At 67.4% G+C, this 26852-nt stretch carries 27 protein-coding genes, 1 tRNA gene and 2 pseudogenes; 12 read left to right on the top strand and 18 right to left on the bottom strand.

The genetic code is table 11. From position 1 onward, the window contains the following. Positions 1-281: 281 nt before the first annotated feature. The gene (locus WS91_RS31065; RefSeq protein WP_038753574.1) at positions 282-788 is read right to left on the bottom strand and encodes a hypothetical protein; all 507 of its coding nucleotides are present in this window, start codon (positions 786-788) and stop codon (positions 282-284) included. Next, positions 785-1336, bottom strand: a complete 552-nt coding sequence (locus WS91_RS31060) for a hypothetical protein (RefSeq protein WP_038753578.1) — start codon at positions 1334-1336, stop codon at positions 785-787. Before WS91_RS31060 ends, WS91_RS31065 begins: the two co-directional genes overlap by 4 nt. A gap of 288 nt (positions 1337-1624) precedes the next feature. On the opposite strand from WS91_RS31060, the gene WS91_RS31055 reads away from it, so the two are divergent. The 3 genes from WS91_RS31055 to WS91_RS31045 all read left to right on the top strand — a co-directional run bounded on the left by WS91_RS31055 (position 1625) and on the right by WS91_RS31045 (position 3991). Then, positions 1625-1822 carry a hypothetical protein gene (locus WS91_RS31055; protein WP_038753581.1) on the top strand — a complete coding sequence of 66 codons (198 nt, stop codon included), beginning with the start codon at positions 1625-1627 and terminating at the stop codon, positions 1820-1822. A gap of 131 nt (positions 1823-1953) precedes the next feature. Beyond that, positions 1954-3372, top strand: a complete 1419-nt coding sequence (gene otsA, locus WS91_RS31050; protein ID WP_059671657.1) for an alpha,alpha-trehalose-phosphate synthase (UDP-forming) — start codon at positions 1954-1956, stop codon at positions 3370-3372. Next, positions 3365-3991, top strand: a complete 627-nt coding sequence (locus tag WS91_RS31045; protein ID WP_059671656.1) for an AAA family ATPase — start codon at positions 3365-3367, stop codon at positions 3989-3991. Before otsA ends, WS91_RS31045 begins: the two co-directional genes overlap by 8 nt. 154 nt (positions 3992-4145) lie before the next feature. On the opposite strand, the gene WS91_RS31040 is transcribed toward WS91_RS31045, so the two are convergent. The 4 genes from WS91_RS31040 to WS91_RS31025 all read right to left on the bottom strand — a co-directional run bounded on the left by WS91_RS31040 (position 4146) and on the right by WS91_RS31025 (position 8160). Continuing rightward, on the bottom strand, positions 4146-4760 hold the full coding sequence (locus WS91_RS31040; RefSeq protein WP_038753589.1) for a glycine zipper domain-containing protein: 615 nt from the start codon (positions 4758-4760) through the stop codon (positions 4146-4148). Positions 4761-5260: 500 nt separating this feature from the next. Next, a complete protein-coding gene (locus WS91_RS31035) occupies positions 5261-6634 on the bottom strand; it encodes an MFS transporter (RefSeq protein ID WP_038753592.1) in 1374 nt (457 codons plus the stop codon). Positions 6635-6757: 123 nt separating this feature from the next. Next, the gene (locus tag WS91_RS31030; protein ID WP_038753594.1) at positions 6758-7261 is read right to left on the bottom strand and encodes a YbhB/YbcL family Raf kinase inhibitor-like protein; all 504 of its coding nucleotides are present in this window, start codon (positions 7259-7261) and stop codon (positions 6758-6760) included. Between the two features lie 518 nt (positions 7262-7779). Continuing rightward, on the bottom strand, positions 7780-8160 hold the full coding sequence (locus tag WS91_RS31025; RefSeq protein WP_038753597.1) for a DUF5594 family protein: 381 nt from the start codon (positions 8158-8160) through the stop codon (positions 7780-7782). A 157-nt stretch (positions 8161-8317) separates the two neighbouring features. On the opposite strand from WS91_RS31025, the gene WS91_RS37050 reads away from it, so the two are divergent. Together WS91_RS37050 and WS91_RS37045 are read left to right on the top strand one after the other, a co-directional pair. Beyond that, complete coding sequence (locus tag WS91_RS37050) at positions 8318-8674, top strand: hypothetical protein (RefSeq protein WP_038753600.1); 357 nt, start codon at positions 8318-8320, stop codon at positions 8672-8674. Further along, the gene (locus WS91_RS37045) at positions 8640-8984 is read left to right on the top strand and encodes a hypothetical protein (protein WP_145986799.1); all 345 of its coding nucleotides are present in this window, start codon (positions 8640-8642) and stop codon (positions 8982-8984) included. Before WS91_RS37050 ends, WS91_RS37045 begins: the two co-directional genes overlap by 35 nt. A gap of 201 nt (positions 8985-9185) precedes the next feature. Here WS91_RS37045 and WS91_RS31010 read toward each other — a convergent pair whose 3' ends face one another. After that, positions 9186-9539 carry a hypothetical protein gene (locus WS91_RS31010; protein ID WP_059574721.1) on the bottom strand — a complete coding sequence of 118 codons (354 nt, stop codon included), beginning with the start codon at positions 9537-9539 and terminating at the stop codon, positions 9186-9188. A 171-nt stretch (positions 9540-9710) separates the two neighbouring features. Here WS91_RS31010 and eco point away from each other — a divergent pair, with 171 nt between their 5' ends. Then, on the top strand, positions 9711-10250 hold the full coding sequence (gene eco / locus WS91_RS31005) for a serine protease inhibitor ecotin (RefSeq protein ID WP_038753609.1): 540 nt from the start codon (positions 9711-9713) through the stop codon (positions 10248-10250). Between the two features lie 97 nt (positions 10251-10347). Here the strand turns inward: eco and WS91_RS31000 are convergent, their stop codons facing one another. From WS91_RS31000 to WS91_RS30990, 3 genes are all read right to left on the bottom strand, one after another. Next, entirely contained in the window at positions 10348-11499 is a 1152-nt protein-coding gene (locus WS91_RS31000) for a serine hydrolase (RefSeq protein WP_038753612.1), read from the bottom strand. A 179-nt stretch (positions 11500-11678) separates the two neighbouring features. Continuing rightward, positions 11679-11903 carry a hypothetical protein gene (locus WS91_RS30995; RefSeq protein WP_038753614.1) on the bottom strand — a complete coding sequence of 75 codons (225 nt, stop codon included), beginning with the start codon at positions 11901-11903 and terminating at the stop codon, positions 11679-11681. Next, a complete protein-coding gene (locus WS91_RS30990; protein ID WP_152611822.1) occupies positions 11900-12667 on the bottom strand; it encodes a hypothetical protein in 768 nt (255 codons plus the stop codon). The genes WS91_RS30995 and WS91_RS30990 overlap by 4 nt, the downstream gene beginning before the upstream one ends. 27 nt (positions 12668-12694) lie before the next feature. Here WS91_RS30990 and WS91_RS30985 point away from each other — a divergent pair, with 27 nt between their 5' ends. Then, positions 12695-13177: an inhibitor of vertebrate lysozyme family protein gene (locus WS91_RS30985; RefSeq protein WP_038753620.1), complete on the top strand. Its 483-nt coding sequence runs from the start codon at positions 12695-12697 to the stop codon at positions 13175-13177. 230 nt (positions 13178-13407) lie between these two features. Here the strand turns inward: WS91_RS30985 and WS91_RS37715 are convergent. Together WS91_RS37715 and WS91_RS30975 are read right to left on the bottom strand one after the other, a co-directional pair. Then, positions 13408-13934, bottom strand: a pseudogene (locus WS91_RS37715) (tyrosine-type recombinase/integrase); the annotation flags it as partial. Between the two features lie 164 nt (positions 13935-14098). Next, a tRNA-Arg gene (locus tag WS91_RS30975) sits at positions 14099-14173 on the bottom strand. Between the two features lie 367 nt (positions 14174-14540). Here WS91_RS30975 and WS91_RS38270 point away from each other — a divergent pair. Then, a pseudogene (locus WS91_RS38270) lies at positions 14541-14771 on the top strand (site-specific integrase); the annotation flags it as partial. On the opposite strand, the gene WS91_RS36570 reads toward WS91_RS38270, so the two are convergent. The 6 genes from WS91_RS36570 to WS91_RS30955 all read right to left on the bottom strand — a co-directional run bounded on the left by WS91_RS36570 (position 14729) and on the right by WS91_RS30955 (position 19116). Further along, complete coding sequence (locus WS91_RS36570) at positions 14729-14944, bottom strand: hypothetical protein (protein WP_156432578.1); 216 nt, start codon at positions 14942-14944, stop codon at positions 14729-14731. The pseudogene WS91_RS38270 and the gene WS91_RS36570 sit on opposite strands and share 43 nt — an antisense overlap. Before the next feature lie 78 nt (positions 14945-15022). Further along, on the bottom strand, positions 15023-16930 hold the full coding sequence (locus WS91_RS30965; RefSeq protein ID WP_442854984.1) for a tetratricopeptide repeat protein: 1908 nt from the start codon (positions 16928-16930) through the stop codon (positions 15023-15025). 482 nt (positions 16931-17412) lie between these two features. Further along, entirely contained in the window at positions 17413-17892 is a 480-nt protein-coding gene (locus tag WS91_RS30960) for a hypothetical protein (protein ID WP_226377150.1), read from the bottom strand. 85 nt (positions 17893-17977) lie between these two features. Continuing rightward, the gene (locus WS91_RS36560; protein WP_156432576.1) at positions 17978-18157 is read right to left on the bottom strand and encodes a hypothetical protein; all 180 of its coding nucleotides are present in this window, start codon (positions 18155-18157) and stop codon (positions 17978-17980) included. Positions 18158-18283: 126 nt separating this feature from the next. After that, the gene (locus tag WS91_RS35200) at positions 18284-18595 is read right to left on the bottom strand and encodes a hypothetical protein (RefSeq protein ID WP_156432575.1); all 312 of its coding nucleotides are present in this window, start codon (positions 18593-18595) and stop codon (positions 18284-18286) included. Between the two features lie 338 nt (positions 18596-18933). Beyond that, positions 18934-19116 carry a rubredoxin gene (locus WS91_RS30955; RefSeq protein ID WP_038748749.1) on the bottom strand — a complete coding sequence of 61 codons (183 nt, stop codon included), beginning with the start codon at positions 19114-19116 and terminating at the stop codon, positions 18934-18936. Positions 19117-19395: 279 nt separating this feature from the next. On the opposite strand from WS91_RS30955, the gene WS91_RS30950 reads away from it, so the two are divergent. The 4 genes from WS91_RS30950 to parC all read left to right on the top strand — a co-directional run bounded on the left by WS91_RS30950 (position 19396) and on the right by parC (position 26475). Next, a complete protein-coding gene (locus tag WS91_RS30950; protein WP_038748730.1) occupies positions 19396-19803 on the top strand; it encodes a DUF4399 domain-containing protein in 408 nt (135 codons plus the stop codon). Between the two features lie 161 nt (positions 19804-19964). Beyond that, entirely contained in the window at positions 19965-21911 is a 1947-nt protein-coding gene (locus WS91_RS30945) for an ATP-binding cassette domain-containing protein (protein ID WP_059671653.1), read from the top strand. 204 nt (positions 21912-22115) lie between these two features. Then, a complete protein-coding gene (gene parE / locus WS91_RS30940) occupies positions 22116-24098 on the top strand; it encodes a DNA topoisomerase IV subunit B (RefSeq protein ID WP_038748726.1) in 1983 nt (660 codons plus the stop codon). A 58-nt stretch (positions 24099-24156) separates the two neighbouring features. Beyond that, the gene (gene parC / locus WS91_RS30935) at positions 24157-26475 is read left to right on the top strand and encodes a DNA topoisomerase IV subunit A (protein WP_059574710.1); all 2319 of its coding nucleotides are present in this window, start codon (positions 24157-24159) and stop codon (positions 26473-26475) included. Positions 26476-26852: the final 377 nt, after the last annotated feature.

Raw genomic sequence — 26852 nt, 5'->3', positions numbered from 1 at the left:
GCTTGCCGCGGCTGCTTGATGCGTTGCCGCCTTATGCGTCGGCACCTCATGCGTTGCCGCCGGGATGCGCTGCGCACGGGCGCAAGCGCGTTGGCTTCGTTTGCGTGCCGCCGTTGCGCCTCGTGCTTTCCGCGGAAGAGGGCGAGGCGCGCATCGCTGGCGCCGTCTCGCCGCCGAATTCGCGCGGCCCTGTCGTGGCGTAAGGCTGGCGAGTAAGGCCGGCGTGGAGCGCGGCCGGGCTTATCAGGCAGCCGCAACCGGCTCGCGGCGTCCGCGTCGCATCACTGCAGATTGCCCCAGCGCTCGACGGCCGGCTCCGCCGACGCCCATTGCCAGCCGTGCGCATCCTGGCACGCGTTCGCCAGATACCAGTCGGCGCGCGCGCCGTCCTTCACCGAAAACGCGAATTCCTTGCAGAGCGCGAGCGGCGTCTGGAACGCGCGCGTCACGCGCACTTCGCCTTCGCCGTTCTCGAGCGGCACCTTGTTCTTCACTTGCCACGCGCGCGTCTCGCCGACGGCGAGTCCGCCCGCCGCCTGCGCGATCGCATCCTGCTGATTCTTGTGCAACTGCTTCATCGTGCGGTTGACGGCCTCGTCGGTCGCCGCCTGCACCGCGATGCCGACGCCGATGCCGACAGCCGGATTCGCGGTGACGAGGCCCGTCGCCGCGCCCGCGAGCGCGCCGCTCGCCGCGCCCACCGAGCCGCAGCCGGAGAGGCCGAGCGCGGCCGCGGCGAACGCGAGCGCCGCCGCGAGCGGCAGCGCCGCGCGCGCGCTCACGCTCATTGCAGCGCTCCCCAGCGGCCGGTCGCGGGCTCAGCGGACGCCCATTTCCACGTCGGGCCGTCCCGGCAGATCGTCGCGACATAGAAGCCCGATTGCGCGGGCTCGCTCTGCTTCGCATCGGTGTCGACCGAGAACACGATTTCCTTGCAGTCGAGCGGCCCGACGCTGATGAGCCGGCTCACAGTCACGCGGCCGTGCTCGTCGTCTTCGATCGGAAACGAGTGATGCGTCGACCAGGGCGCGACGCCGCCGACGTCGAGCGGCCCGGCGGCGGTGGCGATCTGCGCCTGCGAGTAGCGATGCGCGACGCGTTGCGTGTACTGGACGCCCGCTCGCGCGCCGGCGACGGCGCCAAGGCCGATACCGGTCGCGACGGCGGCGTTGTTGGTGACTTTTGACGCGATGGCCGCCCCGGCGATACCGGCGCCCGCCGTCGCGCCTTCGCTATAGAGCGAGTTGCAGCCTGAGAGCAGCGTCGAGAAGGCGGCTGCGCCGAGCGTGGCCGAGGCGACCCAGCGGCGCGCCGGCCGTGCGATGCGATGGTTCATCCCTGAATGCGGTCCTGTCTTCGTGCGCCGCGCGTTTCGCGTAGCGACCGTAGAGCGCCATTGTTCTGCAATTGTCCGACGAGAAATGCAAACAATTGACAAACGTTTGCCGCGCACGCGGAGCGCGCGCGAGCGGCAACATTGTGGTGCAAAGCGCCGGAGAGGGGTCGAATCGTTACAAATTGAATGTAATTGTTACCGTGAACCCAGCGCGACGATCCTAAACTAAAGGGCTATGGACTGTTTCACCGACGGCCTTGCGCCGCTCCGATCATGAGACACCCTGCCATGCGCCGCTCCAAGCGCCCCGAGCATCGCGGGCGCGACGCCGGCACCGGCCCGTCGCGGCCGGTCAACGCCACGACCACTCCCGCGCCAGCCGGCTCCGCGCCGCACACGCCTTCGGACGGCGATCACAACCAAGGCGGCACGCGCCCGGAAGGGCTCGACTATCAGCGCGATCTCGGCTCGGAGCAGGACGCATGAGAACGTCCTTGTTACACATGCTTGCATTTTTAACGCTTGAAACGTCGCGAGGTGGCATGCGACTTGCCTGATTCGGCGGGAAGGCTGTAACCCGTTCGCCGGGCAATCTGACTACAGGAGGGTAAGCCGTAATGAGCAGATTGATCGTGGTATCGAATCGCGTGGCGGCCGGCCAGGATGCGCGTCCGACCGCGGGCGGGCTGGCGGTCGGCGTGCTCGACGCGCTGAAGGAGACGGGCGGCGTCTGGTTCGGCTGGAACGGCGAGATCGCCGGCGCGCCCGAGGCGCCCGTGATCGAGCGGGACGGCAACGTGACCTACGCGACCGTCGGCCTCACCCGCCGCGACTACGACCAGTACTACCGCGGCTTCTCGAACGCCACGCTCTGGCCCGTGTTCCACTATCGCGGGGATCTCGCGCGCTTCGATCGCCAGGAATACGCGGGCTATCTGCGCGTGAACTGCGCGCTCGCGAAGCATCTGCGCGAGCTCGTGCAGCCCGACGACATCATCTGGGTGCACGACTACCACCTGCTGCCGTTCGCGCATTGCCTGCGCGAGCTCGGCGTGAAGAATCCGATCGGCTTCTTTCTGCACATTCCGTTCCCGTCGTCCGAGGTCCTACGCACCGTCCCGCCGCACGAAGAGCTGATGAAGTTCATGTGCGCGTACGACGTCGTCGGCTTGCAGACGGAAAACGACAAGCAGGCGTTCGTCGACTACATCGAACGGCGCGGGCTCGGCGCGTCGAGCGAGGACGGGATACTGCACGCGCACGGCCGCGTCGTGAAGGTCGCCGCGTATCCGATCGGCATCTATCCGGACGCGATCGGCAAGGCGGCCGTCGAATACGGCTCGCGCAAGGCGGTGAAGGCGCTGCGCGACACGATGGGCGAGCGCAAGCTCGTGATCAGCGTCGATCGTCTCGACTACTCGAAGGGCCTCGTCGAGCGCTTCCAGGCGTTCGAGCGGATGCTCGCGAACGCGCCCGGCTGGCAGGGGCGCGTGTCGCTCGTGCAGATCGCGCCGCCGACCCGCTCCGACGTGCAGACCTATCAGCGCATCCGGCAGACGCTCGAAGGCGAGGCGGGGCGCATCAACGGCCGCTTCGCGCAGCTCGACTGGACGCCGATCCAGTACCTGAACCGCAAGTACGAGCGCAATCTGCTGATGGCGCTGTTCCGGCTGTCGCAGGTCGGCTACGTGACGCCGCTGCGCGACGGGATGAATCTCGTCGCGAAGGAGTACGTCGCGTCGCAGGATTCGAACGATCCGGGCGTGCTCGTGCTGTCCGAATTCGCGGGCGCCGCGGCCGAGCTGCCGGGCGCGTTGCTCGTGAACCCGTTCGACCTGTCGCAGATGGCGGAGTCGCTCGAGCGCGCGCTCGCGATGCCGCTCGAGGAGCGGCAGGCGCGCCACGCGGAGAACATCGAGCGGCTGCGCGGCAACGATCTGTCGGTGTGGCGCGATTCGTTCCTCGCGGATCTGCGCAGCGTCGCGACGGCCGCGTCGGTCACGCAGCGCGCGGGGCGGCGCGTCGCGAATGCTTGACGCGGGCGCCGACGCGCGCGCGGGCGAACCGGGCACCGACGCTGATGCCGATGCCGATGCCGATGCCGATGCCGCGGTCGCGCGTTTTTTCGTGATCACGGGCGGGCCGGGCTCGGGCAAGAGCACGCTGATCGATGCGCTCGAAGCGCGCGGCTGCGCGCGCTCGCACGAAGCCGGGCGCGGCGTGATCCAGGATCAGACGGCGATCGGCGGACATGCGCTGCCGTGGCGCGATCGCGCCGCGTTCGCCGAATTGATGCTCGGTTGGGAAATGCGCTCGCATCATCTCGCGCGTCGCGCGCGCGGGCCGGTGTTCTTCGATCGCGGCGTGCCCGACGTGATCGGCTATCTGACGCTGTCCGCGCTGCCCGTTCCCGCGCATCTCGCCGCGGCCGCCGAGCGGTTTCGCTATTGCCGCGACGTGTTCATCGCGCCGCCGTGGCCGGAGATCTATGTGCAGGATGCCGAACGCAAGCAGGATTACGCGCAGGCGGTGCGCACTTACGACACGATGGTCGACACCTACGCGGCGTGCGGGTATCGGCTGATCGAACTGCCGCGCGCGAGCGTCGACGAGCGTTGCCGCTTCGTTCTCGATTTCGTCGCGGCGGCGGCGTGACCGCCGCCGCGATTCTTGCCTCTTCTTTCCGGCATCAACGGGCGAGCGCGCCGATCGACGCCGCATCGGCACGCTCGCCCGCCTCGCCCTCGCTTCGGTTTCCTTCCTGATTGCCGCCGTCGTTCGGGTATTTCACTGAATGCGGCCGCGCCGCTCACGCGTGGCGGTGCGTCGGTTGCTGCGCGCCGTTGAACGGCTCGGGCGTGCGGGTCGGATCGAAGTCCGCCCAGCGGCCCGACTGCCAGCGCCCGGTCGCGCGCTCGATGTCGCTGCCGCCCGCATCGGCGAGCACGCGCGCGGCGTCGGCTTGGGAGTCGGCCGTCACGTGTACGGCGACGAGCATTCCGGACGAGCGCATCTCGTGATGGATCGCCTCGTGCGCGAGCTCGCGCGCATGCGCGCGCGTGAAGTCCTCCTTGTGCATCATCCGGCCGAGCCATCCGCCGAGATACGCGCCCACGCCCGCCGCACAGATCGCGACGACGAGCGATGGCGTGAAGAGCGAGAACAGCGCGACGCCGAAGATCGCGCCTGCGACGGCGCCGATCGTCGTGCTGTGTCTCGCGTGCTGCAGCGCGCCGACGGGAGGCGGCGCGGCCGGGTGTTCCGCGTGGGACAGGTATTCGGATGACGGTCGCGCGTGCTGGCCGCGCGGATTGACGAAGAACAGACTGACGTCCTCGGCGACGAAGCCGCTTTCGAGAAGCCGCTTGGCGGCGGTCTCGGCGGCGCGCTGCGTCGTGAAGCGTGCTGCGACGATCAATGACATGGCGCCCTCCTGACGGTTGCGTGAAGACCAACCGAAGCCCGTCGCCGGAACGGCGGACGCGCTCGATTCGCGGCGCGGGCATGTATTGGACAGGCGGCGAGGTAAGGAGTGCGGGCCGAGGCGGGGCGTGCGTGCGGAATCGGGCGACGACGGCCGGAGGGCGGGCGGAGATTTAGCGGGGTAGGAACGTGGAGCCGTCGCGCGGGTGTCGTTGGCGGCAGGGCGGTGGGCGCTTCGCGCGGCGGTCATGGGGCGGTCATGAGCCGGTCATGAGGGGCGGATCGTCCGAACGGCCGAGTCGACGAGGCCGCGCCGCGCTGCGAAAGTGGCGGGACGTTGAGGGCCGGATGCGCGGCGATGGATCGCGGGAGAGCGCGGGATGAACAGGCGATGCGGGCGGATGGCGCTTCGGCGCGGAGGCGGCGAAACCGGCCGGGAAACGGCGTGCGGCGGGCCGCGCATCCAACACGGGGCCGACGGCCGCGGCGAGCGGCTTTGCGTTACCCCGCGGCGGCGGCCGTGTCGCGTTTCGCCCTGATTCTCATCAGGCTGACGGCGGCGGCGACGGCGGCGAACGCGGTCGCTGCATAGAGCGCGATCGTCGGCCCATGCTGCGGCGCGACGCCGAAGATCAGCGCGACGAGCGCGGCGCCGAGCGTCTGCCCGGTGAGCCGCGCGGTGCCGAGCATCCCGCTTGCGCCGCCCGCGCGTTCGCGCGGCGCGGACGACAGGATCGCGCGGTTGTTCGGCGACTGGAAGAGCCCGAAGCCCGCGCCGCAGAGCGCCATCCGCCAGACGATGTCGACGGGCGCCGGATGCGCGCCGATCGTTGCGAGCGCGAGGAGGCCGGATGCGAAGAGCGCGAGGCCGATGCCGCCCAGCGCGCCCGCCGAATAGCGGTCGGACAGCACGCCCGCGAGCGGCGCGGCGACCACGATGACGAGCGGCCACGGCGTCATGTAGAGCCCGGTCTGCACCTGCGAAAAGCCGAGCGTGTTCTGCAGCCAGAACGGCAGCGCGACGAACGCGAGCATCTGCGACGTGAACGACGCGACCGACGTGCCGATCGACAGCGCGAAGATCGGGATGCGCAGCAGATCGACGGGCAAAAGCGGCGCGGGCTGCGACAACTGGCGCCTGACGAAGAAGTAGCCGATGACGACGGCCGCGAGTGCGGTGGCCGCGACGTTCGCGCGATTCTCGCCGTGACCGAGCCCGTCGACGGAGACGATCAGCAGCCCGAACACGCACGCGTTCATCGCCGCGCCGATGAAGTCGTACGGCGCGTCGCGGCCCGGATTCACGGGCAGCGCGCGCAGGCTGCCGTACACGGCGGCGATGCCGATCGGCACGTTGATCGCGAAGAGCCACGGCCAGGGCGCGACGGCGAGCACCGCGGACGCGACGGTCGGCCCGACCGCCGACGACAGCGCGACGACCATGGCATTGATCGCGACGCCGCGCCCGAGCTGCGACGACGGATAGATCATCCGCACGAGCGCGGTATTCACGCTCATGATGCCGGCGGCGCCGAAGCCCTGGATCACGCGCAGCGTCGCGAGCGCGGGCAGCGTGCTCGACAGCGCGCAGCCGAGCGATGCCGCGGTGAAGAGCGCGAGCCCCGCGATGTAGACGCGCCGGTAGCCGATCCGGTCGCCGAGCGACGCGAGCGGCAGCAGCGAAATCGTGACGGCGAGCTGGTACGCGTTGACGATCCAGATCGATGCGGCGTCGGAGGCGCGCAGATCGCGGGCGATCGTCGGCAGCGCGACGTTCGCGATCGCGCCGTCGAGTACGGCGAGCGTGATGCCTAGCGCGACGCAGACGATCGCCCAGTAGCGTTGCGGGAGCGGCAGTCCGGAGTCGGCGTTCATGGCGGAAGCGATGGCGAGGCGAGGGAGCGGCGATTCGTTGCGGATGCAACCGCCGGCATGCGCGCAGAGGCGCGCGGCCGGTGGCGAAGGGCCGGGGGCGAGGCGCCCGGCCCGGACGGCGGCTCACTTCAGTTCGTAGAGACCGGTGTAAGTCGCCGAATCGACTTCGTTCAGATGGATCATGAAGCGGGCGACCGCGTTGGTCGTGTCCTTCGTGACGGGCAAGGTATCGACCTTCAGCGCGTGCAGCCGGAAGACGTAGCGGTGCGGCTTGTCGCCGCGCGGCGGCGCGGCGCCGCCGAAGCCTTCGTCGCCGTAGTCGTTGCGCACCTGGACGGCGCCTGCGGGCAGCGAAGCGCCGCCCGCGCCGCCCGCGCCTTGCGGCAGGTTCGTTGCGTCGACGGGGATGTTGACGACGGTCCAGTGCCAGAAGCCGCTGCCCGTCGGCGCGTCGGGATCGTAGACGGTGAGCGCGAGGCTCTTCGCATCGGCGGGCACGCCTTCCCAGTGAAGCGCGGGCGACCGGTTGCCGCCATCTACGCCGAAGCCTTCGTGGTGGTATTCCTGCGCCTTCGGCATGAAGCCGTTGGCCGGAAACTCGTCAGTCCAAAGCCGGAAATCAGCCATGGGGGCCTCCTTGTGAAGTTCGACAGAATGACGCTCGCGGCGCGGCAACGCATGCTCGCAAGCGTCGGCATGAGCCGATCGAGTGTATCACCGGCGCCCGAATCGTGAAGTCGGGCGGCGTGCGGGAGTGAAGGCGCGCGGCGACGCCTATCGTGCGTGGCGCGACGGTATGCGCAAGCGGTGCGGAAGCGCTTGCGGCACGAGTTGCTCGAAGCCGCGCGGGTAGGGACGCGGCTGCTCGGGATCGGGCAATCGGGCGATGGGGTGATGGGGTGATGGGGTGATGGGGTGATGGGGTGATGGGGCGATGGGGCGATGGGGTGGCGGAGCGCTCGAAAGCGCTGCGGCAGGGCATGATGCTCGTCGTCCGTCGCAGTAGGACGCCCGATCGATTGATCGGCCAATCGATGCATTCTGCCGGACGGGCTTGCTTCACGACGCACCGAACTCGCCCGCCGCCCGCCGCCCGCCAACCGCCAACCGCCCGAAGCAGCTTGCCCGCTGCCCGCGTGCTGTCGTCACGCCTCGAAATCGAGCCCGCCGAGCAGCACGAGCACTTCGGCCTGCGTGCGCGAGCCGAAGTCGATGCCGCGCGCGTTTTCCCAGGCCGGCAGCTTGAGTTTCAACGCCGCGAGATAGCGCTCGAAGCGCGCGGCGCCGTCCGGCGCCATCAGGCGCTCGATCTCGTCGGTGTCCCACGTGAGCACGATGTCGAGCGGATGAGCGTAGCCGCGCACGTGCTCGGCGTGCGGCGAGACGATCCGCACCTGCGTCGGATGGCCGTGACCGCCGTAGCCGACGACCTCGGTGTTCGCCCGTCGCTCGAGCAAGTCGCCGATTGCGCGCGCGATGCGCGGTGCGAACTCGGTATCGAATCGGCGAGCGGTGTGGGGGTTCATCGAGGGCGTCTCCTTTGTGCCAAAAATCGTAGCACGGCCCAGGCGGCGCGCGCGCGGATGTGACACGCGTAATTGCGCGTTACCACTTGCTGCATCTATTACGGCCGGCGGCGCCCACAATGGGCCTCGTCATGCACCACGTTTGGCGGAGTCCATCATGAAGAAGATCGCGGCAGTTCTGGTGACGGCGGGTAGTCTCGCGCTCGCGGGGCCGGCCGGCGCGCACGATCGCGGCGGCGACATCGTCGGCGCGCTGATCGGCGGCGCGGTGCTGGGCGCGATCGTCACGTCCGCGCTGAATCCCGCGCCGGCCGTCGCGTACTCGGCGCCCGTCTATCAGGCCCCGGCCTATCAGCCGGCGCAGTATCAACCCGCGCCGGCTTACGGCGCGCCGCCCGCGGGCTATTGCTACGATCAGTATCGACGCGCTTACGTCGATTGCGGCGCGCAAGCATACGATGGCGGCGGTTACGGCGCGTATGGCTACGCGCAGCCGCGGCCTGCCGGTTGGTGATGTGAGCGTCCCGCTTGAGCGGCGCGCCGATGCGCGGGCCGCCGCGCACGATCGGGCGGGCTTCGGTTCGATGCGGCGCGCATCGGATCACGCCGAAACCGCCGAAACCGAAACCGCCGAAACGATGGGGCGGAGGAGCGTGTGGCCGTCGGATGATCGTAGGGCTCTGAAGACGACGGCAGTCGGCCGGCGGGTCGCCGAACAGAAGCGCGTCAAATGGACGTACGCCGCCAAATGCCGCGTCCGGGCGTTCCGCGAGACGCGCGCGATAGGTGACGCAGCGGCGGGTGACGCAGCGGCGCTGCGCTAGACGGGCGGCCGCGGCCGCCCGCCCATTGACGGACCGCGCGACAGCGTCACCGACGCCCCGAGCATCCCTCACGCGAACCCGAACCGATCGGCGGCGCCATGAGCGCACGTGAGCGCGCCCGTCGCGATCAACCGGACCATGGCCAGCCCGGTCGCGCTGCTTCCTTTCTCGATACAACTCGTTGCAAATCCACGGTTGGCGTCAGTGCCTTCCGCCACGGCCACCGCCGTGGCCGCCGCCGCCCGGCCAATCGTTGCCCCCGCGGACATTGCGCCCGCCAGCCGGGCCACGACCGCCTTGCCAGCCATTGCCGCGACCGCCGCGCCACTGGTCGCCGCCTCGCCAGCGGTCGTCGCCGCGCCAATGGTCGCGGTCCCGCCATCCGCCGCCGCCCCAGATGTTTACCGTTCCGTACACGGGCGCGTAGCCTGGCACGTACGCGTAGTCGCCCGGATAATACGGTTGCGCGTAGCCATAGCCGTAACCGTTGTCCGGCACGGCGACGCAACCGGCAAGGAGCGCAGCGGCCCCGAGCGAAGCGACGAGTTTCAGCATGACTTTCTCCCTTCTCCCTGTTTTCACTGCCGTTTGCATTGTGATTCGCTCGAACTCGCTTGGTGCGAAGCGAATTGTGTCTGCACATTACAATCACGTAAGCAGTCGCAGTGCGGAAGCCGGCTGTGCGCCGCGCTTCCGTTCAATTCAATCACTCATCAGGAGCACCGTATGAAATCAGCCTCTCGCTTGGCCGCCTGGGCGGCGTGCGCCGCATTCGTCGGCTTCTCCGGCGTCGCGGCGGCGGCGAGCGCCGCGACGCCCGCCGCGGGCGTCGATCCCGCGTCCGCGCCCACGCCGTCCGCGGAAGACATCAAGATGTTCCCGGCCGCCCAGGCGGGGCAGAAGCGCGAGGTGATCGTGCTGCCGGCCGAAAAGCTGGAGGACGACATTCGCGTCGAACTGGTGATCGGCAAGAAGATCAAGGTCGATTGCAACCAGCACTGGTTCGGCGGCGAACTCAAGCACGAGACGGTCAAGGGTTGGGGCTATCCGTATTACGTGCTCGCCGACGTGAAGGGGCCGGCCGGCACGTTGATGGCGTGCCCGGGCCAGGAAGCGCAGGAGGCGTTCGTGCCCGTGCGCGGCGGCGGCTACCTGTTGCGCTACAACAGCCGTCTGCCGATCGTCGTGTACGTGCCGAACGAGTTCGAGGTTCGATACCGGTTGTGGTACGGCTCGAACGAAGTGGCGCGCGCGGTCGAGAAGTAAGCCGCGCCGTGTCCGTCGATCCGGAGCCGCGGCGGCGGCCGCACGCGATGCGTGCGGCGCGCGGACCGCGGCGCCCCGGCGCGCGCAAGCGAAGGCATCACGGCATCGAGCACGTGAGCCAGTTGCGGATTTTCCGCGCGTCCGCAAGATGGTCGCTCGGCCCCGGCGCGCCGAGCAGCACGATGTCGACCGGGCGTCCGCGCACCGCGTAGCGGAGCACGACGCAATGGCCGGCTTCGTTGATGAAGCCCGTCTTCTGCAGCACGATGCTCGAATCGCCGGCGCGCACGAGCGCATCCGAATTCACGTACTGGAGCTGGCCGCGGCCGGGGAAGACCGTCTTCGACGTATCGGTCGAGAACGTCTTGATGCGCGGATAGCGGTTCGCCGCGGCGACGAGCCGCGACAAATCGCGCGCCGTCGACACGTTGCGCGGCGACAGCCCGGTCGCGTTGACGAAGTGCGTACGCTTCATGCCGAGCGTGCGCGCCTTGCGGTTCATCGCGGCGACGAACGCGGGCCGTCCGCCTGGATAGTCGCGCGACAGCGCCGCCGCCGCGCGGTTTTCCGACGACATCAGCGCGATGTGCAGCATGTCGCGGCGCGACAGCACCGAGCCGACTTTCAGCCGCGATCCCGTGAATTTCTCGTAGTCGCGGTCCTGCGCGCTCACGCGCAGCGGCCGCGACATCGGCGCGCGCGTGTCGAGCGCGACCATCGACGTCATCAGTTTCGTGATCGACGCAATCGGCACGACACGGTTCGCGTTCTTCTCGATCAGCACCGCGCCCGTCCGTTCGTCGACGACGTAGGCTGCGCGCGAACGTAACAGGCTGCGTGACGCGGCCGTGTAGCCGCAGCTCGCGAGCAGCTTCGGCTTCTCGGCCGCGACGACGGCGCGGTGCGGCGCGCGCTGGCGCTTGCGCGTCGGCTGATGCGCAAGCGCGGTCGAACGCGCGCGATGCCCGGTCTTGCGGTGGAGCGCCATGCGCTTTTGCTTCGCATGCGGATGACGATGCCGCGCGCGGGCGGCGCGCTTGACGTGCTTCACCGGCTTCGCATGAGCGCTGCGCGCGACGCGACAGGCGCTGCCGTGCGCGGCCGACGTGCGAGCGCAGGCCTTTCCCGCCGCATGGGCGGGCGACGCGAGCGCGACGCACAGAACGGACGTGAACCAGACGACGCAGACGGCGGACATCAGACGGACGAGAAAGTGACGGGTGCGCGGACGATGCGGCGTGGAGGGCATGGCGATCGGGAGCGGAGTGGGAGTCGGGCGAACGTGTCGCGCGATAGGACAGCGGAGCGGCCGGGAAATTCGCGGCGTCGGCGATTTCGATGGCTGCGGCGGAGTTCGACGGAAGGCGCCGCGCGAGCGGCGGCGAAGGATGGCGAGCGCGAGGCGACGCCTGCGCGTGCGGGCGCGCGTCACTCCCAGATGCCGCGCACGGCGACCGCGACGATCACCGGCACCGAGAAGACGAGCGGAATTGCGAAATACGGCGCTTCGCGGTCGACGAGCCACGTGTAGATCACCCATGCCGCGCCGAGGCCGAACGTGACGAGGCCGATTAGCGCGGCGAAGATGTTCAGCACGAGGTTCGACGGGCGTCTGCGTTGCTGGGTGGCGGGATCGGGCGGAGTGGTTTTCATCGCGATTCGGAAGGCTTCGTGGCGGCCGCGCGCAGGCGGCTCGCGGCGGTCGGGCGGTGGCCGACGCGCCCGCATGGTGCGCAGGGCGACGCTCGGTCGCCCTCGTCGGCTTTGCGCGCGGCCTCCGGAGGAGCGTCGGATCGACGGCAATCATCGCAGCAAAGCGCACGGCCTTGCAAGGCACGCATCGCGCGCGCCAGCCGGCAGCGCGGATGTCGATGGCGGTTCGAACGGAGCGCGACATGGATTCGGCCGCGATGAACGCGCGCTTCGATGTCGAGGCGCCAGCGGATTCGCCGACATTCGGGGGGCAGAGGATCTGATGCGCCGCAGGTCGACGCCGACATGAAGCGATGCGAGTCCATCGCGCCGACGATGCCGAATCGCGGCACGAACATCTGCTTGCTCAGGCTCGCCTCGATTGGCGCGTCGAGCGTTTCCTTCCGCTGTTCCACCCGGAATTCGGGCCGCCGGATGCGCGCCGGCAGCGCGGCAGCGCTTTCCGTTTGGCTCGCGCCGTTGCCGCTCGCTCGATGTCGTTCATTCGGGCAATCGCTTTGATTGCTCGAACGCCGAGCCCCGCGAATCGAGCGGCGACGGACATTGCACAAGAGCATGTGAACGGCAAGGCATTCAATCGAAGTCGAGGCGGGCGCCGGTCGCGACACGATGCGGGCATTTATTGCGCGTTTTCGCGCCGAAGCCGAACGGTTGCTCGCCTGCTCGCCGCGCGGCGGAACTTGCCGACCGGGCTTGCGTCTCATTCGAAACGAATTTTCCCGGGGGCATTCATGATCATTCGACATTATCGTTCGACCGCTCGCCGCGCGGCGCTCGCCGTCCTGGTTGCCGGCATCGCGGGTGCGGCGGCGGCCGCCGACGAGCCGGCGCAGACGCCGACTTTTTCCGAGGCCATCGCGCAGAGCGCGCATCGCGCCGAGTGGCAGCGGATGATCGCCAGCGAGAAGCGAGTGCCGGAATGGCTCGCAAGCGACAACCGGGTCAGCTCGCCGTACCGGCGCGAGCAGGTCGAAGGCGCGTCGTATCTGGTGGGCTGGATGTGCAAGCCGCACGATTGCGCGGCCAATCAGTTCTACGGCGTGATCGACGAGGATTCTCATCGGGTGTGGGGGATGCTGGTGACGCTGCCGGAGACGCCGGGCGCATACGACGCGCCGAGCAAGTACGCGAGCTTCCGCTGGTTCGGCATGCCGGACGAACGGATGAAGGCGTATCTGCAGGATCAATTGAAGCAGGACCCGAACTGGAAGTGATGCGGAACGCGCGGCCCCGGACGAATGAATGGTCGAACGGGGCCGCAGATGATCGCCGATCGGAGTGCGCGCGGTCTGGTTGCGGAGGGGGCGTGCTTTTCGCCTGAGCCGATCAATCCGTTTGGCGGCGATGCGTGACGGGCGAGGGGCGCCTTGCGGATCTGGCCGCGCGATGACCGAGCGTTATGGAGTGGTCTGTAGCCCCGACAGCGTCCGGTCATGATCCCTTACTGGAAGACCGCGCGAGAGCGCCGGAGGATTTGCTTCGCCGTCTCGCGTATCCCGCGTGCCTCGGCTTCGCGAACGATGCTCAGCATGTGCGGCGAATCGATCTCCGCGATCGGGCGAGCGCCGATCTTCCGAAACACGTCGACCTCAAGCGAATGCAGCACCTTCTCCGCGTAGCCGTCGCTCCAGCCCGGACGCTGGGAGCCGTACCACTCGCGCGCTACTGCCTCGAATGAGTTTGCCGCCGCGATTTCGGCGGCCCGTTTTGCGTCCTTCTTCGCTTCGCCCGGATCGATGCCGGCCGCGATCTGTTCGCGGGCCTCGTCGCACTTCTTCCGTGCCGTCGCGAGCGTGACGGCCGGATAGGCGCCTAGGGTGAGCGTTTTCTGTTTGCCGAGGAAGCGCTAGGACAAACGCCGGTACTTCGCGCCGTTCGGTTGGACGAGCAAGAACATTCCGTTGCCGTCCGTGAGTTTGTACGGGGCCGCGCTGGCCTTCGCGTTCCGTACCTGCACGGCGTGAGCGGCATTGTTGGTATCTCTGTTGTTGGTATCGGCTGATACCAGCAAAAAATACCAACACTTTCTCCGGCTGTCGCGGAGCAACCTTGGGTAACGATGGGAGCTAGAAGGCCGCCAGACGGGCCCGAGCGGGGGATTTCTTGTGAATCTTGGGGATGGCTGGGAGCATGACTGGTCCCCCCGACAGGAATCGAACCTGTATCTAGCGCTTAGGAGGCGCTTGTTCTATCCATTGAACTACGGGGAGCGGATAGTTTGAGCGGATGGACCGGCGCTTTGTGAGTCAGGCGCCTAGCCTTGTTCCGCTTGCCTTTCCAGGATTGTGCCTGCTCGCGGATGACGCGAAATGACGGGCGGTGAAGCACGGCTCAATACCCTCGCTGCTACAACACAATCGCTACAAATCGACCTTGTAGCTCCGTGCGTTATCGCCGCATTGCGATAGTGCACGGACGGGGGCATGCATGCTTCGATCCTGAAGATCGGCGATCGCTGGCGGGCCCAGGTCCTCAGCCCTCAGGACCGTCAGCGAGGGTAGACGAGTATACCAAAGACTTTTCGAACAAAGGAGGCCGCGAGGCTTGGGCGCGCGATATCGAGTCCGGGATCGCTTTCGTTTGCCTCATGCGCCGAGCATCGCGCGACCAACTCTCGATCGTTTGCCGTTGATCGGGCCGGGAAAGCAATGCTGCGACGCCCCGGGGCCTGATGAGATCGTCGAGATATTCGGGCGGTTCGCTGAGCATCCGCAGCGGAAGCAGGCCGCGCCCGACGTCATTCGCGTCGCAACGAACGGCGCGTTTCATCGCGGAGAACGGTTCCGTTTGACCGTGGTCTCGATCGACCCCGGTGGGTTGGCGAGCGTGCGCTTGCTTGACTGCGCGACGCGAGGTGTCCGCGCATTCGATTCGAACGCCTCGCCGTCATAGGCGAGGCGTTTGTCGAAATCGTCTCCGCGCCATCCGCCGGCGACAGCGTCGAACGCTTTGTGCTTGACGCCGCCAAGCGCCAACCGCATGCGCCGCGAGCAGCGACCAGCGAGCAAAGGCGTCGGAGCCGGCGGCCTTTCAACTCGGAGCCGACCGTGTTTGCCCACCTACATGCGATCGAGCGACAAAGCGCAAACATTCTTGTCGGGCGGGCAGTATTCGGCGAGCCGGCTCCGCGCGCTGTCGTAGTCCTTTTGCTGCTCGGGTGTCAAATTTCCTAGCCCGATTCTTTCATAGGCCTGCGTCAAGCCGAAATAGGCCCAGCTGTTGCCTCTGAAACTCGTGTACGCGTTGTGTTCCGGGTCGTCGTCGCCGAGCGACGCGTGGAGCGTCTTGATCGCCTTGTCGTATTGGCCGAGGCCGATCTGGAGCGCGGCCAGGGTTTGCCCGACCGGAACCATCCAGTAAGGCGGCTCGTCGTAGTTCATCTTGTCCTGCTGCTTGACGGAGCGTTCGAGAATGCGCACCCCGCGTTGCGCGTCGTCTTTCATCTGGTCGATCCGCGCGCGCGCGACCGATTGCATGATCTGTGCCGTCTGGCTGTTCATCACTTCGTCGGGCCGCTCTTTCCTGAAGGCGATCACGTCCTTTACAAGTTTCGCGTACGCACTTTGCGCGCCGCGAACATCGTGTTTGCGGACGTATGCAAGCGCTCGTGCGTAATTCCAGGAAACGCTTGCAAAGCGCCAGTCCTTTTCTGTCCCGTGCGGCGGCGGCTGCCGGATGATCTCGTCCGGCGACATGAAATACGGCAGCGATTGGTAATAGACGCCGCGATAACGGTCGGTCCGGAACGTAATGCCTTCGCCTTCCGATTCCCGCAGGCGATCAGCCGCCCAGCTCATGTTCTCGACGTTGCCGGCCATGATCGCCGAAGCAAGCGCGAAATGGATATTGTGCCGGTAGTAGCCCCAGCGATAACGGTCGCCGTCCGGATGATCGATGCCGCCCGCGAGCTTGGCATCGACTTTCTTGAAGTAGCCTTCGTCGCTCAACGTTGCGTCCCGATTCGCTTCGAACGATTGCCGGTGCGCGCCGGTGCGGTAATAGATGTGCGAGGGCATGTGGACCAAGTGGCCGGCATCGGGCGCGAGTTTGGCCAGCTTGTCCGCATAAGGCGTCACGTCGTTCGGCTCGGTCGATCCCTCGCGAATATGGATGTACCAATGGACGAGTCCCATGTGATCGGAATGGTCCTTCAGCCCGCCTTCGATCGCCTCGACTGCCTGGGGAATGTCACGGTAAGTGGCGTTCCCCTGACGGTCCCAGTATTCCCAAGGCTTGAGGTTCATCACGGCATCCGCGTACAGGGTTTGGATGTCGGGATCGTCCGGGTAGCGATGGGCGAGCGCGGTCATCGCCTCGGCGTAGTCTCGGTTGCGCCGGTTCTGGCGCTCGAGTTCGCCGGGTAGTTGCGCGTGAGCTTCATAGCGTGGCAGCAATGCGTCGACGAGCGAGCGTTCCTTCGGATCGGCATCACGTATGCGAAGTGCGTCCTTGAGATTCTGTTGCGCGATCTGGCGATCCGCTTCCGGCTGATCGAGCTGGTTGATGTTCACGCCCAGCGACATCGCGATCCCCCATCGGCACATGACGCAGTCGGGGTCTCGCTTGAGCGCGGCCTTGAACGCGCGGTACGCTTCGCGAAAGTTGAACGCGCAGTAGAAGCGCAAGCCTTGATCGAAGAATGCTTGCGTTTGCGGGTTTTCCGTCTTGATTTTTTTCGTCAGTGTCCCGAGGCGGAAATCCGTCGGCGGCTCGGGATCGTCGGCCGCGATTTTCGAAAGCGAGAACGATGTGCTGCTGCCGGGCGGCGCGCTCATCATGTGCTCGCTTTCCATGTGCGGCATGCGGTGCTCAGCCGTGGCATGCGCGTCGTCATTGGGTGCGGACATCGCGCAAGGCGCGCTCAGCGAAGCCACAAGGCCGATCGTTCCATACAGGCAAGCTTGCCTGAGCCGGTTCCGAAGGTTGCCGTCGCCGCAAGAACGCGAATGATTTTCGGTTGTTCCCATTGCATGCTCTCCCGGAAATTGAACGCCTCGCGCTGCCGTGCTGGCGAACCACTGTGCCGCGAGCCGATCTCAATGCCTCATTCGCGCGACATGCGCGCTCGCGGCGCGGACGTTGATCCGAGGCGGCGTGCCCGGACCGGTTGCGGCTGCCGTGCGAAGTCGACGGCCCGAACGGCGCGTTCTGCGCGGTGCGGCTGCCCGTAGCGCGCGGCGCGGGCAGCGATCACACCATGCGGGCGCGGCTCGCGCCCGCGGCACGAGCTGCCTGCGATGCAGCGCGCCGATCTCGACGAGGCTGAGCGCGCGAGCCGTTGGGCGCGCGTCGAACGCGCCCCGTGCATTGTCGAAGCCGATCACCGACGATGCGATCGCTCACCGCTCACCGCTCACCGCTCACCGCTCACCGCTCACCGCTCACCGCTCACCGCTCACCGCTGCGGCACACACCATCCGAGCACGAATCGAGCCTTCATTCCCGCTCGTTATTCCCCAACGGTCACTTTTCCGGTTATCGCGTCCACGAACACGAATTTCCTCGCCTGGCGGAGCCCCGAACCGAAAATATAGAGGGGGTTTCCTCGTTTGGGGCCGAGCGGATTGCGCAGCGTGACCGTATCGTATGCGCCTGTTTGCCCCGCTGCCTTCTTCGCGCGATCGGCCTCGTCCAGATCCAGCTTGACGGGCCATTCGATCACCACGTCTCCGACCCAGGGCGCTGGATAAAGCACGGGGGAACCGAATTCGTCGTAGCTTGTGGATTCGATGATGACCGTGTTGTTCTCGTCTTGAAACACGACTCGCAGTTTGTCGATTTGCTTAGGGTCAGTGGTCGGGCCGCCTGAGGCCACACCATCCACTTCATAGAGCTTGGCGTGCGGATACTGCTTGGTCACTTTGTTGATTGCGATAGTCACCCTTCCTTTGAAACCTAGAACAGTTGTCGACATGGTGGTTTTCTCCACTGAGCGGTAGGCTTCCTCAATATCGAGGGGCGTCGCGTGTCTTCAGGTCACGCCCAGCGTATTTAAGGTATCCGACGGCCGAAGTTCAACCTGGAAAATGTAGTGGGATTGCCGCAGGTTTGCCGGGCATCGCCGTTTCCGCGAGGGCGGCCTTGCGCGCGTGGCCGGGCGGAATCCGTTCCGCCGCGCGATGGCGGGAGCGCATTTGTTTCACGCGACCCAGGCGATCGACCAACGAGGCTTCGCCATCGTCGGCAAGCTGCATGGTTCATTGTTGCGGGTTGGCGCACTGACAGGCGCTGCGATGACAGACGCGCAACACGCTCTGCGAACTTGGAAGACGCGCTTCCGCGCGAAATGGAGCCATTCGTGGTCGAGCTCGGTGAGAGTTTCACGTTCGCCGCGCGTCGGAAGCGGCGGCGGCACGGTGATGGCGCTCAAGTGGATGGCTACCTTCCTGCAACGTGACCCAGCCGAATGCGGCCATGACGGTCAGCAGGCCGAGCAGGAACGCGAGCGATAGAAATCTGCCGAGATTGCTGGCCGCTTCTCCCGTCGAGCTGGCGGGTGCTTGCCTGGATGATTCCGCCTGTGCCACGTTTTCTCCTCCCATGGTCGTCCGTATTGATTCGCTGCGTGTGCATCCGACGGGATTGTACGTTCCAAAATGGAACTTATTGGGCAGAGGAATGCTTTCAAACATCGCCGGGAACGCGTGATCCCGGCGAAGTGCGCTAGGACAGGGCGTGTGAAAGCGGGAGCGCCCGTTTCGAACAGCGCATCGGCCGGAAAAAATCGCAGTCTTACGCGAATTCTTTCAACGCCGGTGAACGTGCAGGAGGAAGGGATGGGGCGCACGGCCGCCTTGTCCGGCGACCATTTCGGCGCGTGAACGGCCGCCCCCGAAGCGCATGAGTCTGGTTGCTTGCGACGACGTGCGTTGGGGTCGGGCCTGGTGAGGCAGGGGAGATGGGCCGCTGCGGCAGCGCGGAACAGGCATCGGGCTCCGGCCTTAGCGCGCCGCCGGCCGGATCGCCGGGCTCAGAACTCCACGACGACGAAATCTTCCTTGCCGACGTCGCACAGCGGGCAGCGCCAGCCGTCCGGAATGTCGGCGAAGCGGGTGCCGGCCGCGATGCCTTCGTCCGGCAAGCCGTCCGCTTCGTTATAGACCCAGCCGCAAATCAGGCAGACCCAGCTCTTGTATTCGACCACTTCGCTCATGTTGCACTCTTGAAGAACCATTGCATTCGACGTCGTCCGATCGCGCGAACTCGGCGCGTCGGGCGGCGAAAGGCGCAATGGTACCGGATTTGCCGCGAACGCCCGTCGGAGCGCGGCGCGGGGCGGGCGCGCCCGCGGCCTGCCCGCGGGCGTCGCGAGCCGGTGCGCCGGGCGTGCGCCGCCGGTCGGCCGGGCGTCCCGGAGCGGCGCCGAGCCCGCGACGCGGCGGCGGTTCGCGGTGTATCCTTCGATGGCCTTTCAACCCCAAAGGAGAGAGCGATGCTCTACAACAAATGGCTGGCCGGCGCGTTCACCGCGGCCGCGCTCTTCGCGTCCGCCTCGGCGCACGCGGAAGCGAGGGTGTACTTCGTCGAGCCGACCGACGGTGCGTCCGTCTCGAACCCCGTTCACGTGAAATTCGGCCTCGAGGGCGATGTGGCGCTTCGGCCCGCGGGCGACATGACGCCCAACACCGGCCATCATCATCTGCTGATCGACGGCAAGCCCATTCCGAAGGGCGACGTGATCCCCGTCAGCGAGCGTTCGCTGCATTACGGCAAGGCTCAGACCGAAACCGACGTGAAGCTGCCGCCCGGCCGCCATACGCTGACGCTGCAGTTCGGCGACGGCGCGCACCGCTCGTACGGCCCGGAGCTGAGCCAGACGATCACGATCAACGTCCAGTAGGCCCATTCGGGCAGTCCGGCACGCGAGGGCCGCCGCGCCAGGCCCTCGCCGCCGCCGGGCGCCGCCGCGCGGCCCGTCGCACTAGGCCGTCGTGCCATCTCGGCGTCGCGCGCCGCCCCCGGTACAATGAGCGCTTCCGATTTTTCTCCGCCGTCCTCCCCATGTCGCTTTATTCCATCACCGGCGCGCAACTCGCGTTCGGCCACGTCGCGCTGCTCGATCACGCGGATTTCTCGCTCGAAGCCGGCGAGCGCGTCGGGCTCATCGGCCGCAACGGCGCCGGCAAGTCGTCGCTGCTCAAGATCGTCGCCGACCTCGCGAAGCCCGACGACGGGCTCGTCACGCGCCAGCAGAGCCTCGTGACGGTCTACGTGCCGCAGGAGCCGGAATTCGAGGCCGGGCAGACGGTGTTCGACGCGGTCGCATCGGGCCTCGCCGGAACGCGCGCGCTGCTCGCCGAGTACGACGAGATCGCGCACCGGCTCGCGGACACGCCCGAAGGCGCGGAGCACGACGCGCTGCTCGCGCGGATGAACGCGCTGCAGTCGTCGCTCGATGCGACGGACGCGTGGAGCTGGCGCACGCGGGTCGCGACGACGCTCGCGCAAATCGGCCTCGACTGCGACACGCAGGTCGACGCGCTGTCCGGCGGCATGCAGAAGCGCGCGGCGCTTGCGCGCGCGCTCGTCGTGCAGCCGGACGTGCTGCTCCTCGACGAACCGACCAACCACCTCGATTTCGACGGCATCCGCTGGCTCGAGGAACTGCTCGTCGCGCAGCGCGCGGGCCTGCTTTTCATCACGCACGACCGCGCGTTCCTCGATCGCGTGGCGACGCGCATCGTCGAGCTCGATCGCGGCCGCCTGCTGTCGTATCCGGGCAACTTCTCCGCGTACCAGGTCCGCAAGGCGCAGCAGCTCGAAGTGGAGCGGGTGGAGAACGAGAAGTTCGACAAGCTGCTCGCGCAGGAAGAGGTGTGGATCAGGAAAGGCGTCGAGGCGCGGCGCACGCGAAGCGTCGGCCGCATCGCGCGGCTCGAGCAGATGCGCAGCGAGCGCGCGGAGCGCCGCAACACGCAGGGCAACGTGAGGCTCGACGTCGCGCAGGGCGAGAAGTCGGGCAAGATCGTCGCGGAGCTGACCGACGTGACGAAGCGCTACGGCGAGCGCGCGGTCGTCGACCGTTTTTCGAGCACGCTGATGCGCGGCGACAAGATCGGCTTCGTCGGCCCGAACGGCGCGGGCAAGACGACGCTGCTCAAGCTGATCCTCGGCGAAATCAAGCCCGACGAAGGCACGGTGCGCACCGGCACGAACCTGCAGGTCGCGTACTTCGACCAGATGCGCGCGCAGCTCGATCCGGAAAAGAGCCTCGCCGACACGATCAGCCCGGGCAGCGAATGGGTCGAGATCGGCGGCGTGCGCAAGCACGTGATGAGCTATCTCGGCGATTTCCTGTTCGCGCCCGAGCGCGCGCGCTCGCCCGTCAAGTCGCTGTCGGGCGGCGAGCGCAACCGTCTGCTGCTCGCGCGCCTGTTCGCGCGGCCGGCGAACGTGCTCGTGCTCGACGAGCCGACCAACGATCTCGACATCCCGACGCTCGAGCTGCTCGAGGAACTGCTGACCGACTACGACGGCACGGTGCTGCTCGTCAGCCACGACCGCGCGTTTCTCGACAACGTCGTCACGTCGGTGATCGCGTCGGAGGGCAACGGCCAGTGGCGCGAATACGTCGGCGGCTTCACCGACTGGCAGATCCAGCGCGAGCGCGCGCAGCGGATCGCCGACGACGACGCGGGCAAGCGCGCGGCGAAGGAGCCCGCGGCCGCGAAGGACGACGCGCCGAAGAGCGCGGCGGGCCGCAACGCGCAGCGCACGGTCAAGCTGTCGTTCAACGAGCAGCGCGAGCTCGACGCGCTGCCGGAGCGGATCGCCGCGCTCGAGGCCGAGCAGAAGGCGGTCGGCGCGCAGCTCGAGGACGGCTCGATCTTCTCGAAGGACCCGCAGGAGGGCGCGCGCCTGACCGAGCGCTTCGCGGCGCTCGACGACGAGCTTCTCGCGGCGCTCGAGCGCTGGGAGGCGCTCGAAGCGAAACGTAAGCCTTCATGAGTTCGCCGTTGCGGAACCAGTAAAATACGCCGCGTTCCGGACGGGGCCCGCGCGGCGCACGCGCGCGGCGCGCCGCCCGCTTTCGAAGCAATCCGAGCACGCCATTGTTTCGACTCGAATTTTTATCGAATTCAACGTTTTGTCCACGACGTTATCCACACGAGTTGGGGATAACGTCAAGGTGAATGACGAACCTGAGCTTCTATGTCTACGAAAAAGCCCGCAGCGGCGTATAGCGAAGCATCGATCAAGGTGCTGAAGGGCCTCGAGCCCGTCAAGCAGCGGCCCGGCATGTACACGCGCACCGAGAATCCGCTGCACATCATCCAGGAAGTGATCGACAACGCGTCCGACGAGGCGTTGGGCGGTTACGGCAAGCAGATCACGGTCACGCTGCATCCCGACCAGTCGGTGTCCGTCGAGGACGACGGGCGCGGCATCCCGTTCGGGCTGCATCCGGAAGAGAAGGTGCCCGTCGTCGAAATCGTGTTCACGCGGCTGCACGCCGGCGGCAAGTTCGACAAGGCGAAGGGCGGCGCGTACACGTTCTCGGGCGGCCTGCACGGCGTCGGCGTGTCGGTGACGAACGCGCTCGCGACGCGGCTCGACGTGACGGTCTGGCGCGACGGCAAAGTCGCGCAGCTCGGCTTCGCCGACGGCGACGTCGTCAAGCCGCTCGCGACGCAAGGCGCGGGCCGCGGCGAGAAGAAATCCGGCACGCGCGTGACCGTGTGGCCGAATCCGAAGTATTTCGATTCGCCGAACCTGCCGACGGGCGAGCTGCAGCGGCTGCTGCGCTCGAAGGCGGTGCTCCTGCCGGGCGTCGAGGTCGTGCTCGTCAACGAGAAGACGGGCGAGCGGCAGAGCTGGAAATACGAAGACGGCCTGCGCGGTTATCTGCTCGACGAGATGAACGGCAGCGAGCTGCTGATTCCGCTGTTCGAAGGCGAGCGCTTCGCCGATTCGCGCTCGGGCGACGACACGTTCGCCGAGGGCGAGGGCGCGTCGTGGGTGGTCGCATGGAGCGAGGAAGGCTCGCTCGTGCGCGAGTCGTACGTGAACCTGATTCCGACGCCCGCGGGCGGCACGCACGAATCCGGCCTGCGCGACGGCCTCTATCAGGCGGTGAAGAGCTTCGTCGAGCTGCACAACCTGCAGCCGAAGGGCGTGAAGCTGCTCGCGGAAGACGTGTTCGCGCGCGTGTCGTTCGTGCTGTCGGCGAAGGTGCTCGATCCGCAGTTCCAGGGGCAGATCAAGGAGCGCCTGAACAGCCGCGACGCGGTGAAGCTCGTATCGTCGTTCACGCGCCCGGCGCTCGAGCTGTGGCTCAACCAGCACGTCGAGCACGGCAAGAAGCTGGCCGAGCTCGTGATCAGGCAGGCGCAGGCGCGCACGCGCGCGGGCCAGAAGGTCGAGAAGAAGAAGAGCTCCGGCGTCGCGGTGCTGCCCGGCAAGCTGACCGATTGCGAGACCGAGGACATCGCGCGCAACGAAATTTTCCTCGTCGAGGGCGATTCGGCGGGCGGTTCCGCGAAGATGGGCCGCGACAAGGAATACCAGGCGATCCTGCCGCTGCGCGGCAAGGTGCTCAACACATGGGAGACCGAGCGCGACCGCCTGTTCGCGAACAACGAGGTGCACGACATTTCGGTGGCGATCGGCGTCGATCCGCACGGCCCGGACGACAGCGTCGACCTGTCGAACTTGCGTTACGGCAAGATCTGCATCCTGTCGGACGCGGACGTCGACGGCGCGCACATCCAGGTGCTGCTGCTCACGCTGTTCTTCAAGCACTTCCCGCAACTGATCGAGCGCCGCCACGTGTTCGTCGCGCGGCCGCCGCTGTTTCGCGTCGACGCGCCCGCGCGCGGCAAGAAGCCCGCGCAGAAGCTCTACGCGCTCGACGAAGGCGAGCTCGAGGCGATTCTCGACAAGCTGCGCAAGGACGGCGTGCGCGAATCGCAATGGACGATCAGCCGCTTCAAGGGCTTGGGCGAGATGAGCGCCGAGCAGCTGTGGGACACGACGATGAATCCCGACACGCGCCGCTTGATGCCGATCGCGCTCGGCGACCTCGACTTCGAGTCGACCGTCGCGCAGATGACGATGCTGATGGGCAAGGGCGAGGCCGCCGCGCGCCGCAACTGGCTCGAGGAAAAGGGCAACGAAGTCGAAGCGGATATCTGAGCGCGGCCGGGCGCGCGCCCGGCTTCGCACGCATCGCATAAACGGACACGAAATCTAGATGGACGACAACACTCCCGATCTTTTCGCCGAGCCGGCCGCGCCCGAGGGCGATTTCCTGACGCTCGGCCGCTACGCGGAGCGCCAGTATCTCGACTACGCGGTGAGCGTCGTGAAGGGGCGCGCGCTGCCTGACGTGAGCGACGGCCAGAAGCCCGTGCAGCGCCGCATTCTTTACGCGATGAACGAGATGGGCCTCGGCGACAACGCGAAGCCGGTGAAGTCCGCGCGCGTCGTCGGCGACGTGCTCGGCAAGTACCACCCGCACGGCGACCAGTCCGCGTACGACGCGCTCGTGCGTCTCGCGCAGGATTTCTCGATGCGCTATCCGCTCATCGACGGCCAGGGCAACTTCGGCTCGCGCGACGGCGACGGCGCGGCGGCGATGCGCTACACCGAAGCGCGCCTCACGCCGATCGCGAAGCTCCTTCTCGACGAGATCGACGAGGGCACGGTCGACTTCATGCCGAACTACGACGGCTCGTTCGACGAGCCGAAGCTCTTGCCGGGCCGGCTGCCGTTCGTGCTGCTGAACGGCGCGTCGGGGATCGCCGTCGGCCTCGCCACCGAGATTCCGTCGCACAACCTGCGCGAAGTCGCGGCGGCCGCGGTCGCGCTGATCCGCCATCCCGCGCTGCCGCACGCGGAGCTGATGCAACTCGTGCCGGGGCCGGACTTTCCGGGCGGCGGCCAGATCATCTCGAGCGACGCGGAGATCTCCGCCGCGTACGAAATCGGCCGCGGCAGCCTGAAGGTGCGCGCGCGCTGGAAGATCGAGGATCTCGCGCGCGGCCAGTGGCAACTCGTCGTCACCGAATTGCCGCCGAGCACGTCGGGCCAGAAGGTGCTCGAGGAGATCGAGGAGCTGACGAACCCGAAGCTCAAGGCGGGCAAGAAGACGCTCACGCAGGAGCAGATCAACACGAAGAAGGCGATGCTCGACCTGCTCGACGCGGTGCGCGACGAGTCGGGCAAGGACGCGCCCGTGCGGCTCGTGTTCGAGCCGAAGACGCGCACGATCGACCAGACCGAATTCGTCAATTCGCTGCTCGCGCACACGAGCCTCGAATCGAACGCGACGCTCAATCTCGTGATGATCGGCGAGGACGGACGGCCCGCGCAAAAGGGGCTCGCGTCGATTCTTGGCGAATGGGTGCGGTTCCGCCAGGCCACCGTCACGCGGCGCTGCCGCCACCGGCTCGGCAAGGTGAACGACCGGATTCACATCCTCGAAGGGCGGATGATCGTCTTTTTGAACATCGACGAGGTGATCCGCATCATCCGCGAATCGGACGAGCCGAAGGCCGCGCTCATCAGCGCGTTCGGCCTCACCGAGCGGCAGGCCGAGGACATTCTCGAAATCCGTCTGCGCCAGTTGGCGCGGCTCGAGAAGATCAAGATCGAGAAGGAGCTCGAGGAGCTGCGCGCCGAGAAGGCGAAGCTCGAAGAGCTGCTCGCGAACGAAAGCGCGATGAAGCGGCTGATGATCAAGGAGATCGAGGCCGACGCGAAGCAGTACGGCGACGAGCGCCGCACGCTGATCCAGCAGGAGAAGCGCGCGACGTTCGAGGCGAAGGTGGTCGACGAGCCGGTGACGGTCGTCGTGTCGCAGAAGGGCTGGGTGCGCGCGCTGAAGGGCCATGGGCTCGACCCGGCGAGCTTCTCGTTCAAGGCGAGCGACGGCCTGTACGCGGCGTTCCAGTGCCGCACGCCCGACACGCTGATCGCGTGGGGCAGCACGGGGCGCGTGTATTCGGTGCCGGTCCAGGTGCTGCCGGGCGGGCGCGGCGACGGCGTGCCCGTCACGTCGCTGATCGAGCTCGAATCGGGCTCGCATCTGCTTCATTACTTCGCGGCGCCCGCCGAGCAGCCGTTGCTGCTCGCGTCGAGCAACGGCTTCGGCTTCATCGCGAAGGTTGGCGACATGGTGAGCCGCGTGAAGGCGGGCAAGTCGTTCATGACCATCGACGAAGGCGCGGCGCCGCTCGCGCCGATGCCGGTGCTGGCGGATGCGTCGCAGGTCGCGTGCCTGTCGAGCGGCGGGCGTCTGCTCGTGTTCGGCATGGACGAGATGAAGACGCTCGGCGGCGGCGGACGCGGCGTGATCCTGATGGCGCTCGATCCGAAGGAGACGCTCGTGCAGGCGCTCGCGATCGATGCGGCGGGCGTCGTGCTGACGGGCACGGGCCGCGGCGGCAAGGCGCAGGAAGAGGCGCTGGCGGCGCGCGCGCTCGAGCCGCACGTCGGCAAGCGGGCCCGCAAGGGGCGCGCGCCGGATACGAAGCTGAAGGTGAGCGGATTGCGCCCGGTGCTCGGCTGACGGGGCGCGGCGCGGGAGCGTGCGGCGGGGCCGCGTGCCCGCATCGAGATGCGGGCGCGGGGCCCGGCCGGATCGTCGGGTTTCGGCTTCGGAACGTTTCGGCGCCGTCGGGCGGCTTCGGGCTGCTTCGACGTCGGCGCAGTGCCGCGCGGCCGTGACGTCGGCCGCTGCGATGTCGACCGTCGCCGGAAATCGGCCGCTGTCGCGGGCATTCGGAATAGTTTGGTTGCTGGCGATTCGATCTTCGTTCGTCGTTCGTCGCATCGCGATCGACGGTCAGGTTTGTGGTTCAGGGCAGTAACGAGTACGCTGCTGCGAACGGCGAACGGCGAACGGCGAACGGCGAACGGCGAACGGCGAACGGCGAACGGCGAACG

Source organism: Burkholderia sp. MSMB1498 (assembly GCF_001526245.1).
Classification (GTDB): Bacteria; Pseudomonadota; Gammaproteobacteria; order Burkholderiales; family Burkholderiaceae; genus Burkholderia; species Burkholderia savannae.
Note: the sequence above shows the minus strand (reverse complement) of the source record. Positions and strands in the feature narration are given on the sequence as shown.